Below are 11,665 nucleotides of genomic sequence, written 5' to 3' on the forward strand. Positions count from 1 at the left end.
GATGTGCTCGGAGTGGGTTCCCGGCGGGAGCTCGCCGGGGACCACGCGGGCCACCAGCGGATCGAGGCGATCGCCGACCCGGTCCTGCGGGCCCGCGCCCGGCACGTCGTCACGGAGATCGAGCGAGTGCTCGACGTGACCGCAGAGCTCGCCAACACCGGGCCCGCGCACGAGCGCTTTGTCGACATCGGCAAGCAGCTCTACCGCTCGCATGCCTCCCTGGAAGTCGACTTCGAGGCCTCGACCGCGGAGCAGAACCTCGCGGTCGACACTGCGTTCGCGTGCGGCGCGCTCGGAGCCCGACTGGTCGGTGCCGGCTTCGGGGGCTCCGCGCTCGCCTTCGTGCGCCGCGCCGAGGCCGATGCGGTCGCGCGCCGGATCGACGAGGCCTTCGGCGAGCGCGGGCTGGAGCGGCCGCGCTTCCTGATGGTCTAGCGCGTCACAGGGCGTAGTCGACGATCAGCGGAGCGTGATCCGACCAGCGGGTGTCGTAGGACGGCGCGCGGTCGACCCGCACGTCGGCAGCCGCCTGCGCGAGCGCCGGGCTCGCGAACTGGTAGTCGATCCGCCAGCCGGCGTCATTGTCGAACGCCTTGCCGCGCATCGACCACCACGTGTACGGCCCGGCCACGTCACCGGCGTGGGCGCGGTGGACGTCGACCCAGCCGTCCTGGATCCACCGGTCCAGGTAGGCGCGCTCCTCCGGCAGGAAGCCCGCCGACTTGAGGTTGCCCTTCCAGTTCTTGATGTCGTTGTTCTGATGAGCGATGTTGATGTCGCCCATCACCACCACGCGGTCGTACTGCTCCCGCAATGCCGCCATGCGTGCCGTCGACGCATCGAGCATCGCGTACTTCAGGTCCATGGTCGGCGTGCCCGCCGTGCCCGAGTGCTGGTAGGTCGACACCACGCGGACCGGGCCCGCGGGGGACTCGACCGTGGCCTCGATCCAGCGGCCGGTGTGGACCGGCTCGCTCATCGTCTCGCCCAGCGCGTCCACGCCCGAGACCACGTCCGTGAGCTCCGTGCGCGCGGCGATCGCGACACCCGCGCGGCCCTTGATCTCGCACGCCTCCTCGACGACGTGCCACGACTCCCCGACCAGCGGGCCGGTGATCTCGAGCGGGGCGCGGACCTCCTGCAGGCACACCACGTCGGCGCCGCTCGCCTCGAGCCACTCCGTCATGCCCTTGCGCGCAGCAGCGCGCACGCCGTTGACGTTCACGGACACGATCCGCATCAGCGAATCCCCGCCTCTCTCTCGCTCGCCTCCACCACGTTGGCCAGGAGCATCGCGCGCGTCATGGGTCCCACTCCCCCAGGGTTGGGCGAGAACCACGAGGACTTCGCCACCGCATCGGCCGCGATGTCGCCGGCCACCTTGGACTTGCCGGTCTCGGGGTCGGTGATGCGCGAGACGCCCACGTCGATGAGCACGGCGCCGTCCTTGACCATGTCGCCCGCGATGATCCCCGGGACGCCCGCCGCCGCGACGATCACGTCTGCCGCACGCGTGTGCGAAGCGAGATCGGCCGTGCCGGTGTGGCACAGCGTCACCGTGGCGTTGACATCCTTGCGGGTGAGGAGCAGGCCGATGCTGCGGCCCACTGTCGTGCCGCGGCCCACCACGACCACGTGCTTGCCGCGCAAGGACACCCCGTGCCGCTCGATCAGCTCGATGATGCCCTTGGGCGTGCACGGCAGGCTGGACTCGACCGGCTCCGCCGTGCGCAGCACGAGACGCCCAAGGTTGGTGGGGTGCAGGCCGTCCGCGTCCTTGTCCGGGTCGATCAGCTCGAGCACCCGGTTGGTGTCGATGCCCGCAGGAAGCGGCAGCTGGACGATGAAGCCCGTGCACGCGGGGTCCTCGTTGAGGCGGGTGACCGCCGCCTCGATCTCCTCCTGCGTCGCGGACTCCGGCAGGTCCTCGCGGATGGACGCGATGCCCACCTCCGCGCAGTCCGCGTGCTTGCCGTTGACGTACCAGGTCGAGCCCGGATCGGCACCGACGAGCAGGGTGCCCAGCCCCGGGGCGGCTCCGCGCTGGGCGAGAGCCGCGACCCGGTCCGTGAGCTCGGCCTTGATGGCGGCCGCGGTGGCCTTGCCGTCGAGGCGCTGAGGCGCGGCGGTCTGATCCGTCATGTCCGCCGCCATCTCCTCAGCCGCCACTACTGCTGCAGCCCCTCGTACAGCGGGAAGTCGTCCGCGAGCTTCTTGACACGCGCGCGCAGGCCCGCGATGTCCGCTCCCTTGCCGCCGATCAGCGCGCTCGCGATCACATCCGCGACCTCGGTGAACTCCTCGGCCCCGAAGCCGCGGGAAGCGAGCGCCGGAGTGCCGATGCGCAGGCCGGACGTGACCATCGGCGGGCGCGGGTCGAACGGCACCGCGTTGCGGTTGACGGTGATGCCCACCTCGTGGAGCAGGTCCTCGGCATCCTGGCCCGTGAGCTCCGAATTGCGCAGGTCCGCGAGCACCAGGTGCACGTCGGTGCCGCCGGTGACGACGGAGACGCCGGCCTCGGTGGCGTCCGGTGCGACGAGGCGCTCGGCGATGATCTGCGCGCCCTCGATGACGCGCTCCTGGCGCTCCTTGAACTCGGGAGCTGCCGCGGCCTTGAGCGCGACGGCCTTGGCGGCGATCACGTGCATCAGGGGGCCACCCTGCTGGCCGGGGAAGACCGCGGAGTTGAGCTTCTTGGCGTGCTCCGTGTCGCGCGACAGGATCATGCCGGAGCGGGGCCCGCCGATGGTCTTGTGGATCGTGGTCGAGACCACGTCCGAGTGCGGGACGGGGCTGGGGTGCAGGCCTGCGGCGACGAGGCCCGCGAAGTGCGCCATGTCCGTCCACAGCTTGGCGCCCACCTCGTCCGCGATCTCGCGGAACGCGGCGAAGTCGAGGTGGCGGGGATACGCGGACCACCCGGCGATGATGACATCCGGGCGCTCGGCCAGGGCCTGCTCGCGGACCTGCTCCATCTCGACGCGGTGCGACTGCTCGTCCAGGCCGTAGGCCGCGACGTTGTAGAGCTTGCCGGAGAAGTTGAGCTTCATGCCGTGCGTGAGGTGACCACCGTGCGCGAGCGACAGGCCCATGATCGTGTCGCCGGCCTCGATCAGCGCGTGCAGCACGGCCGCGTTGGCGGTCGCGCCGGAGTGCGGCTGGACATTCGCATACTCGGCGCCGAACAGCGCCTTGGCGCGGTCGCGCGCGATGTTCTCTGCGACGTCGACCTCCTCGCAGCCGCCGTAGTACCGGCGTCCGGGATAGCCCTCGGCGTACTTGTTGGTGAGGACGGATCCCTGTGCCTGGAGCACGGAGCGCGGCACGAAGTTCTCGGACGCGATCATCTCGAGGTAGGTCTGCTGGCGCGTGAGCTCGCGGTCGAGGACCTGAGCGATCTCGGGGTCGAAGTCCTGCAGGGTCGCGTTCATGACCTCTGCGGTGGCGCTGGAGTCGGTGCTCATCTCTGTCCTTGTCTGTCTCCGTGGCGGCAGGGCCGCCGGGGTGTCCGGTGACCTTGGCCCAGGCGTACGACCAACAGTCTCAGAAGATGCCGCTCCCTCGTGGTGACCCACTGCGCCAGTCGCGACGCGGGACAGTCTAGCAACGCGCATCGGCGGCACGCGAGGCCGCAGTCGAGGCTGCACGCGGGGCCGCACGCGCCTCAGGCGCGCGTCTCAGTTGTCGCCGCGCACCGCGTGGTCGTCGGCCTCGTCATCGACGATCGCGCCGGCCTCGAGGACCTTCTTGAGGTACGCGTAGGTGAGGTCGCCCGCGACCTGGTCGAACTGGTGCTCGTATCCGGCCTTGTTGTACAGCGCGATGTTGTGCTTCGAGTCCTGACCCGTGAACACCCAGACCTCCTTGGTGTTCTCCGGCAGGTGGCCCAGCACGGCGAACAGCAGCTGGGTCCCGATGCCCTTGCCCTGCTTGTCGGGCGTCACCGCCAGCCGACCGATGGTGGCCTTGTCGCCTTCGATGCCCACGCGGATGGAACCGATCAGCCGGTGCCCCTCCCATGCGCCCAGCGTCACGACATCCTCCGAGTCGAGATCGACGAGCAGCTCGTCGAGGGTCTGCGTGAGCGCAGGGATGTTCGGATCGTTGTAGAGCTGGGCCTCGGCCACGAATGCGGCCTTGCGGACAGTCAGCAGCTCCCCGGCGTCCGAGGCGCCGACGACATCGATGCGCACCTGCTCTGCGTCACTCATGTCTCAATCGTGGCACGCGGTGGCACGCGGTGGGGACGCGACTCGCGCGGATGCGGGCGCAGCGCCACTCAGTAGTTCGGCGTGAAGGACCACAGCCAGGGCGACTTGCCGCTGGCGAGCCTGCTACGGATCGTCTCCGGACCGGTGATCGAGCGAGTCTCGCCAGTCCACGACGTCGCGGTCACTTTCGTCGCCGCCGCATCGGACCCGCCGCCGGTGCGCGCCGTCACCCTGATAGCGACGATGTCGTCGAGCCCGAACACGGACGCGGCCTTGGACTGCGAGAGCGTCATGGTCCACGACCTGTTGGGGTTGATGCTCGTCTCGGACCACGGGTCGTCCACGGACCGCAGATAGGGGAGCGTCGCGCTCCAGATGTCCTCGCTGTTCTCGGTCTGACCGCCGGACGACGAGAAGTAGTAGGTGTTGGCGATCGAGCCTCCGGACTTGAGGACCTTGCCGTTCGCGCCTCCCGACGCGTTGGTCGCGTCGACGGCGGCGACCCACCGCTTGCCGTAGTAGGCGTTCGTGCCCTCGTTCTCCTTGTTCCACCCCGTGAAGTTCTGGTCGCGGGTGTCGTCGTAGATGTGGCAGTTGCAGTTCGCGCTGTAGTTGCTCATCTGCTTGATGGCGTAGCCGCGGGCGACGATGGCCTGCGCCTGCAGCGCGTCGTGGTCCCACGAGGAGGGCATCTCGGCGATGCCGTAGAGGTACTCGGTGTTGAGCTGCAGCTCGTTCGCGATGATGATCCGGTTCTGGGGGACCGAGATCAGAAGCTTGCCGTGGCGGTACTTCCCGTGGGTGGCACGAATCTCCGAGGCGCCGTTGCCCTTGTAGATGTCGACGTAGGGCTCCTCCGCCGATCCCGTCTGGTAGTACCGGGTGCCCTCCCACTGGAGCGACACATCCTTGGTCGCGGTCACCTTGGTGCCGCCGTCGCGCTCGACGGTGACAGAGGTGCCCGCCCTGGTGATGTGCAGCTTCTCGTTGTTCTTGCCGGTCCACGTCGTGTGAGGCGTCGTCGAGCCCTCATCGTAAAAGCGCATGATCCACCGGCCGTCGTGAGTCGCGTCGTCTCCCGGCGAGCGCACCACGACCGTCACCGAGTTCGTCCAGTCCGCACCCGAGCCATAGACCTCGACCTTGATGTTCTGCTGCGCGCTCACGGTGCTCACGGTCGTGCCCGTGTAGTAATTCTTGAGGATGGCGCCCGCGCCGTACCCGTCGAGCGCCATCGCCTGTGCGCCGTACTGCGACATGCCGACGCCATGTCCGTATCCAGCACCCTTGATGGTGAATGACGCGGGCACGCCCGTGTTCACGGCAGGGCTCCCCGCGAGGCGGTAGAGGAAGGCCGCGGTGGCCTCACGCGTGACCGAGTCGAACGGCCGGAACGTGCCGTCGGAGAAGCCCGTGGTGATCCCGGCGCTGCGCAGCCACGCCACTTCCTTGAAGAACTTCGACGACGTGGTCATGTCCGTGAACGGGGACTTCGCGGGGACCGAGTACGACGGTCTGCCGTCGAAGCGGTAGAGGAAAGCCGCCATCGCGTTGCGGTCGATCTCCTCGTCCGGGCGGAACGTGCCGTCAGCCCAACCGGTGCTGATCCCCTGCTGGGCCAGCCACACGATCTCCTTGTAAAACTGGTGCCCCGTCGAGACGTCGCCGAACGGGGACGCCGATGGCAGCGACACCGAGGGCCGGCCGGCCATGCGGTACAGGAACGCCGCGAAAGCCTCGCGCGTCACCTCGCCCTTGGGGCGGAACGTGCCATTCGAGTAGCCCGTGGAGATGCCGGCATTCGACATCCAGGTGATCTCCTTGAAGAACTGGTGCGAGCGCGGCACGTCGGAGAAGCCTGCGGCCGACCCGGCGGTCGCCGCGAGCGGGACCAGCATCGATCCCGCGGCGACGGCGATTCCCGCGCGTCGCAACCACCGGAGCACGGTTGCCTTCACTGCTACCACCTACAGGTCGAGAGATCGTGTTGCCCGGCGCACAGCGTCGCACGCCAGAACGCGGTCCCGCCCACTGCCGGCGATCGAAGTGACGGGTGTGACCAGTGTGACATATGTGAATTCACGCGCAAGTGCCCTGGTGGACGGCGTGTCTCGTGCCGCTCAGTAGGGTTGTGCCCATGACCGACGCCGACACGAGCTACGTGCTGAGCCTGTCCTGCCCCGACGGCCCCGGCATCGTCCACGCCGTGTCCGGGCTGCTCGCGGAACACGGAGGGAACATCACGGAGTCGCAGCAGTTCGGGGACGCGGACACGGGGCTGTTCTTCATGCGCGTCGAGGTCGAGGCACCCGTCGCTCGCGACGTGCTCGCCCAGGCGGTCGGCGCCCTCGGCGAGCGATTCGGCATGACATGGCGGCTCGACGTGGCCGGCCGGCCGATGCGCACCCTGGTGCTGGTGTCGCGATCCGAGCACTGTGCTAACGACCTGCTGTTCCGCGAGCGCGCCCACACGCTGCCGGTCGACATCGTCGCGATGGCCGGCAATCACACCAGCCTCGCCGGCCTCGCCGACTTCTACGGCAAGGCGTTCCACCACATTCCTGTCACGCCGGAGACCAAGCCGGCCGCCGAGCAGGAACTGCTCAGGCTGGTGGACCAGCTCGACGTCGAGCTCGTGGTGCTCGCGCGCTACATGCAGATCCTGTCGCCCGCGCTCTCCGAGGCCCTGCGCGGTCGCGCCATCAACATCCACCACTCGTTCCTCCCGAGCTTCAAGGGCGCCCGCCCCTACTTCCAGGCGCACGACCGGGGAGTGAAGCTCATCGGCGCCACCGCGCACTACGTGACGAGCGACCTCGACGAGGGGCCCATCATCGAGCAGGAGGTCGAGCGAGTTGACCACACGCACACGCCCGAGAGCCTCACCGCCGTGGGCGCGGATGTCGAGAGGCGGGCGCTCGCACGGGCCGTGAGGTGGCACGCCGAGCACCGCGTGCTGCTCGATGGTCATCGCACCATCGTCTTTCGCTAGCCACGAAGAGACGACCAGCACGGGAGTGAGATTGCTCACATCCCGTTCACTGTGGGCGTTTTCTCCTAATAGCGTCGCGACACATGGAGGCCCTGAATCGCGTGCGCGGGTGGCGAATCGCGCTCGCCTGCACACTTGCCTGCGCGCTCGCCCTCGGGTTCGGCGTCGCGGCTGGTGCCCCGTCGAGCGCCGCGACCGCAGCCGACGACTCGATCGCGTCCGCCACGAACTCGTACCGCTCAGCCAACGGCAAGGCGGCCCTCGCCCGCCACACGGGCATCGACGCGGTGGCGCAGGACTGGGCCGAGTGGATGCGGTCGAACCGCACCCTCAAGCACAACTCGAACTACAGCAGCCAGATGCCGCAGGCCGGACTGTCCCGCGCGGGCGAGAACGTGGCCTACGCGTGCGGCCGAGGAAGCGCCACCGCGAACGCCACGGTGATCATGAACGGCTGGAAGAACTCGTCCGGGCACCGCGCGAACATGCTCAACAGCGCGTACACGGACTTTGGCGTCGGAGCAGCGTACGACAGCTCGCGCGACTGCCTGTGGGCCGTCCAGAACTTCGGCACCTACACGTCCGCCACCTCTGCCAAGTCCGGCACGCAGTTCTGGGACGTCCCCAAGAGCCACCAGTTCTACGACGAGATCGAGTGGCTCGCCGGCACGGGCATCACGACGGGCTACAGCGACGGCTCCTTCCGCCCCGATGCCAAGGTGACGCGCGAGGCCTTCGCCGCGTTCATGTACCGGCTCGACGGCAGGCCGTCCTACTCGGCTCCGAAGAGCAGCGCGTTCACCGACGTGTCGCCGTCCGACCCGTTCTACAAGGAGATCTCGTGGCTCGCGTCCACGGGCATCTCGACCGGCTGGTCCGACGGCACGTTCCGGCCCAAGGACAACATCTCGCGTGAGGCCATGGCCGCGTTCCTCTACCGCTACTACGAGCAGCCCTCCACGAAGGTCAACGCGGCTCAGCGCTTCAAGGACCTGGGCTGGGGCGACCGGTTCCTGCGCGAGATCAGCTGGCTCGCGAACGAGGGCATCTCGACCGGCTACTCCGACGGCACGTTCCGCCCGCACTCGTCGGTGACCCGCGAGGCGATGGCGGCGTTCCTCGAGCGCGCGTCCGACAACTGACGGCGGTCCGCCGCACCCGTCTCGCGAGTCACGCGTCTCGCCTGTAGTTCTCCGCGTCAGTCGATGCCCAGCGCAGCAGCCGCCGTCGTGCTGGCGGCGGCCACCGCATCGTCCCTGCTGACGCCCGCTGCGACGCACACCTCGATCGCCCGCGACAGCGTGAGGGTGGAACCCGCCAGGGTCTCCGTGCCGGCAAGGACTGCACGGCCGTCCTCGGTCACGTCGACGTCGAGTCCGCCGAGCGAGTAGCGCCCGGGCGAGGAGGCCGCCGCGGACATCGCGTCGGTCACCAGGACCACGCGTCCGGGAGCCGCGCGAAACAACGCCGCGATGAGCCGCGGGTCCACGTGGATGCCGTCCGCGATCACCTCGATGAAGACGCGATCGTCGTCCAGCGCCGCGCCCGCCGGTCCCACCTCGCGCGCCGCGATGCCCCGCATCGCGTTGAACGCATGGGTGACGAGGCGGGCACCACGATCGAAGGCCTCCTGAGCGAGCGCCGCGTCGGCCTCTGTGTGGCCCACGGCCACGGTGACGCCCGCGCCGACGAACCGCTCGATCGCGTCGAGCGCTCCCGGCAGCTCGGGCGCGATGGTGATCTGGCGGATGATGCCGGAACCGGCCTCGAGGATCGCGCCGACGATGTCGGGATCCGGCACCGCGAGCGCTGCGGGGTCGTGCGCTCCCTTGCGTGCCGGCGCCAGGAAGGGACCTTCGAGATGGACGCCGAGGAGCGCGGGCTGCTCGGCCATGGCCTCGCGGATCACGGCCAGCTTCTCGCGCAGCTGCGGCAGGCGCAGGGAGACCAGCGACGCGACCACCTCGCCCGTTCCCGTGGCCTGGTGCGCCGCGAGTGCGGCGACCGTGCCCTCGACGGTGTCACCGAACGAGTGCCCCCCGCCACCGTGACAGTGAATGTCCGTCAGCACGCGCATCGGCCCTCCTAGATGCCCTGCCACGCGGGCTTGTTGTCCTGTGCCCAACGGTAGTAGTCGCGGTGCTGGAGTGCCGATGCGGCGGCCGGGTCGAGCACGACCGTCACGTGGGGGTGGAGCTGGATCGCCGAGCCGGGCATCGACGCGGTGACGGGCCCTTCGACGGCCTGCGCGATCGCCCCCGCCTTGCCCTCGCCGAATGCGAGCAGCACGAGGTGGCGCGCCCGCAGAATCGTGCCGAGCCCCTGGGTGACGCAGTGCATCGGCACCTGGTCGAGGGAGTCGAAGAAGCGCGCGTTGTCCTGTCGCGTGCGCTCGGTGAGGGTCTTGACGCGGGTCAAGGAAGCGAAGCTCGAACCCGGCTCGTTGAAGCCCAGATGGCCAGTAGTGCCGATGCCGAGCAGCTGGAGGTCGACTCCGCCATGCTCGGTCAGCGCGCGCTCGTAGCGCTCGCCCGCGGTCTCGATGCCCGAGAGCGTGCCGTCGGGAACGTGCACGCGAGCGGTGTCGAGGCCCAGACGCTGGGTGACCTCGCGGTTCACGACCGCGGCGTACGACTCGGGGTGCCCGTCGGGCAGCCCCACGTACTCGTCGAGAGCGAAGGCCGCCGCCTGGGTGAAGTCCGCTCCGTTGGCGGCGCGCTCCTCGAGAGCGGCGTACACGGGCAGCGGCGTGGAGCCCGTCGCCACCCCCAGCGTGACCGCAGGGTTCGTCCGAGCGAGACCGGCGATGTGGTCGGCGACCAGGCTCGCGCCGGCCTCCTTGGTGTCGAGAACGATCACCTCAGCCATGGTGTGCCTCCAGGAGTGCGGCGCCGATCGCCGCGACAGGTTGGTCCGCAGGAGCGATGCTGACGCGCTCGCCCATGCTCAGGGATGCGAGGAACGGGGACGCGGCCTCCCACCGGCCGATGACGGCGCGCGCGCCATCGGTGAGCGCTGCGCCCATGCCCGTGAGTCCACCGCCGAGCACGACATGCTCGACGTCGAAGGTGAGCGTGAGGATGCGCACGGCCGTCGCCACGCCGTTCATCAGGCGATCACGGATCGCGAGAGCCGCCTCGTCTCCCGCGTCCGCCGCGGCGAGCACGTCGACAGTGGACTCGCCGTCGCGACCCCACTGCAGCGCAATCCCCGAGCCGGAGGCGTAGGTCTCGAGCACGCCCGGGAGCCCTTCGGGGCCGCGCGGGTCGTCGGGGTCGGCGACGATGTAGCCGATCTCGCCGGCGGCGCCGTGGCTTCCGCGCCAGAGGCGGCCGTCGAGGATGAGCCCCGCGGCCAGGCCGGTGCCCACGTTGAGGTACGCGACGGAGGTGCGACCGTCTCCCAGCAGGTGCCAGGCGCCCACCGCCGCGGCGTTCACGTCGTTCTCGACCTGGACGGGCACGCCCCACGCCTGCGCGAGGGCCGCACCCAGGTCGAGCTCGACCACATCGAGGTTGAGCGCGTGACGAACCACGCCGCCGGCGACCGCGCCGGGCACGCCGACGCCCACGGAGGCGACCTCGGAGATCGCGATGCCGGCGTCCCGGCAGACCGCGTCGACGGCCTCGTGGGTGCTCGCGACCACGCCCGCGTCGCCTCGCGCGACCGGCACGCGATGCTGCGCGGCCACGGAGCCGTCCTGGGCGAGGACCACTGCCGCCACCTTGGTGCCGCCGATGTCGACGCCGATGCGGGGCGCCGTCGCAGTGACCGTCACTGGCGCGCTCATGGCAGGATCTCCGCGAGCGCTTCGCCCACGAGGCGCGAGGCGCCGAAGGTCGAGATGTCCGCATACGGCTGGGAGGGGTCCGGCCATCCCATGTCGACCACGAGAGCGTCGCGCTCGCGCAGCTGGTCGATCGCTTCGCGCGCCCAGGAGTGACGGTGGTTGTCCTTGCCGACCACGATCACCGGTCGGTCGGGGTCGAGCGCCGTCAGATCGACGGTGCCACCGGGGCTGATCGTGAGGACGGGCTCGATCCCCGCGGCGAAGGGGCCCCAGGGGCTCACGCCGACGGCGATGTTGTGCGCCGGCTCGAGACGCACCCACTGCGGCAGGCTCTCGCCAGCAGCGATAGCGGCGAGACGGGCCCGCCCTGCCTCGGTGATCTCGAAGGCCTGCGCGATGCGTGCCGCACTGAGTCCCGCGACGGCGCCGCGGTCTTCCGGGGCCACGGGACCGGGGTCGGCCGTGGCGCGCAACTCACGCACCAGGCGACCGATGCGAGCGGCGGCGTCCTCGACGCGCGACGCCTCGAGGTCGCCCGCCGCGATCGCGGACTCGATCGCGGCGACGATCTGGCCCATCTGCTCGTCCGTGTTCGCCGTGCCGATGCACAGCAGGTCGCATCCGGCGGCGAGCGCCCGCGCGGCGGCGGCGGGGATGCCGATCCCGCCC

10 protein-coding genes and 2 pseudogenes are annotated in these 11,665 nt (G+C 69.9%); 3 read left to right on the forward strand and 9 right to left on the reverse strand.

Features of this window, described 5'->3' with window-relative positions:
• Positions 1 to 435, forward strand: a pseudogene (locus tag QZ483_RS09510) (galactokinase); the annotation flags it as partial.
• A 4-nt stretch (positions 436 to 439) separates the two neighbouring features.
• On the opposite strand, the gene QZ483_RS09515 reads toward QZ483_RS09510, so the two are convergent.
• The 5 genes from QZ483_RS09515 to QZ483_RS09535 all read right to left on the reverse strand — a co-directional run bounded on the left by QZ483_RS09515 (position 440) and on the right by QZ483_RS09535 (position 6,172).
• Complete coding sequence (locus QZ483_RS09515) at positions 440 to 1,240, reverse strand: exodeoxyribonuclease III (RefSeq protein ID WP_297083301.1); 801 nt, start codon at positions 1,238 to 1,240, stop codon at positions 440 to 442.
• Positions 1,240 to 2,142 (reverse strand): bifunctional methylenetetrahydrofolate dehydrogenase/methenyltetrahydrofolate cyclohydrolase, encoded by a 903-nt coding sequence (locus QZ483_RS09520; RefSeq protein WP_297083303.1) that lies wholly within the window; start codon positions 2,140 to 2,142, stop codon positions 1,240 to 1,242. Before QZ483_RS09520 ends, QZ483_RS09515 begins: the two co-directional genes overlap by 1 nt.
• 26 nt (positions 2,143 to 2,168) lie before the next feature.
• The gene (gene glyA, locus QZ483_RS09525; RefSeq protein WP_297083305.1) at positions 2,169 to 3,467 is read right to left on the reverse strand and encodes a serine hydroxymethyltransferase; all 1,299 of its coding nucleotides are present in this window, start codon (positions 3,465 to 3,467) and stop codon (positions 2,169 to 2,171) included.
• 213 nt (positions 3,468 to 3,680) lie between these two features.
• Entirely contained in the window at positions 3,681 to 4,214 is a 534-nt protein-coding gene (locus QZ483_RS09530) for a GNAT family N-acetyltransferase (protein ID WP_297083307.1), read from the reverse strand.
• 68 nt (positions 4,215 to 4,282) lie between these two features.
• On the reverse strand, positions 4,283 to 6,172 hold the full coding sequence (locus tag QZ483_RS09535) for a SpoIID/LytB domain-containing protein (RefSeq protein WP_297083309.1): 1,890 nt from the start codon (positions 6,170 to 6,172) through the stop codon (positions 4,283 to 4,285).
• 179 nt (positions 6,173 to 6,351) lie between these two features.
• Here QZ483_RS09535 and purU point away from each other — a divergent pair, with 179 nt between their 5' ends.
• A complete protein-coding gene (purU, locus tag QZ483_RS09540) occupies positions 6,352 to 7,206 on the forward strand; it encodes a formyltetrahydrofolate deformylase (RefSeq protein WP_297083311.1) in 855 nt (284 codons plus the stop codon).
• Positions 7,207 to 7,289: 83 nt separating this feature from the next.
• Positions 7,290 to 8,348 (forward strand): S-layer homology domain-containing protein, encoded by a 1,059-nt coding sequence (locus QZ483_RS09545; RefSeq protein ID WP_297083313.1) that lies wholly within the window; start codon positions 7,290 to 7,292, stop codon positions 8,346 to 8,348.
• 56 nt (positions 8,349 to 8,404) lie between these two features.
• Here the strand turns inward: QZ483_RS09545 and QZ483_RS09550 are convergent, their stop codons facing one another.
• The 4 genes and pseudogenes from QZ483_RS09550 to QZ483_RS09565 all read right to left on the reverse strand — a co-directional run.
• Complete coding sequence (locus QZ483_RS09550) at positions 8,405 to 9,283, reverse strand: N-acetylglucosamine-6-phosphate deacetylase (protein ID WP_297083316.1); 879 nt, start codon at positions 9,281 to 9,283, stop codon at positions 8,405 to 8,407.
• A gap of 8 nt (positions 9,284 to 9,291) precedes the next feature.
• Positions 9,292 to 10,074 carry a glucosamine-6-phosphate deaminase gene (locus tag QZ483_RS09555; RefSeq protein WP_297083318.1) on the reverse strand — a complete coding sequence of 261 codons (783 nt, stop codon included), beginning with the start codon at positions 10,072 to 10,074 and terminating at the stop codon, positions 9,292 to 9,294.
• Entirely contained in the window at positions 10,067 to 10,996 is a 930-nt protein-coding gene (locus QZ483_RS09560; protein WP_297083320.1) for an ROK family protein, read from the reverse strand. Before QZ483_RS09560 ends, QZ483_RS09555 begins: the two co-directional genes overlap by 8 nt.
• Positions 10,993 to 11,665, reverse strand: a pseudogene (locus QZ483_RS09565) (hypothetical protein); the annotation flags it as partial. The gene QZ483_RS09560 and the pseudogene QZ483_RS09565, both read right to left, overlap by 4 nt.

The organism is uncultured Demequina sp., assembly GCF_913055775.1.
In the GTDB taxonomy this organism is placed as follows: domain Bacteria; phylum Actinomycetota; class Actinomycetes; order Actinomycetales; family Demequinaceae; genus Demequina.

Bases quoted from the DNA above. Each gene is read 5' to 3' on its own strand.
- QZ483_RS09515 (WP_297083301.1), bottom strand. From the start codon at position 1,240: ATGCGGATCGTGTCCGTGAACGTCAACGGCGTGCGCGCTGCTGCGCGC.
- QZ483_RS09520 (WP_297083303.1), bottom strand. From the start codon at position 2,142: ATGACGGATCAGACCGCCGCGCCTCAGCGCCTCGACGGCAAGGCCACC.
- glyA (WP_297083305.1), bottom strand. From the start codon at position 3,467: ATGAGCACCGACTCCAGCGCCACCGCAGAGGTCATGAACGCGACCCTG.
- QZ483_RS09530 (WP_297083307.1), bottom strand. From the start codon at position 4,214: ATGAGTGACGCAGAGCAGGTGCGCATCGATGTCGTCGGCGCCTCGGAC.
- purU (WP_297083311.1), top strand. From the start codon at position 6,352: ATGACCGACGCCGACACGAGCTACGTGCTGAGCCTGTCCTGCCCCGAC.
- QZ483_RS09545 (WP_297083313.1), top strand. From the start codon at position 7,290: ATGGAGGCCCTGAATCGCGTGCGCGGGTGGCGAATCGCGCTCGCCTGC.
- QZ483_RS09550 (WP_297083316.1), bottom strand. From the start codon at position 9,283: ATGCGCGTGCTGACGGACATTCACTGTCACGGTGGCGGGGGGCACTCG.
- QZ483_RS09555 (WP_297083318.1), bottom strand. From the start codon at position 10,074: ATGGCTGAGGTGATCGTTCTCGACACCAAGGAGGCCGGCGCGAGCCTG.
- QZ483_RS09560 (WP_297083320.1), bottom strand. From the start codon at position 10,996: ATGAGCGCGCCAGTGACGGTCACTGCGACGGCGCCCCGCATCGGCGTC.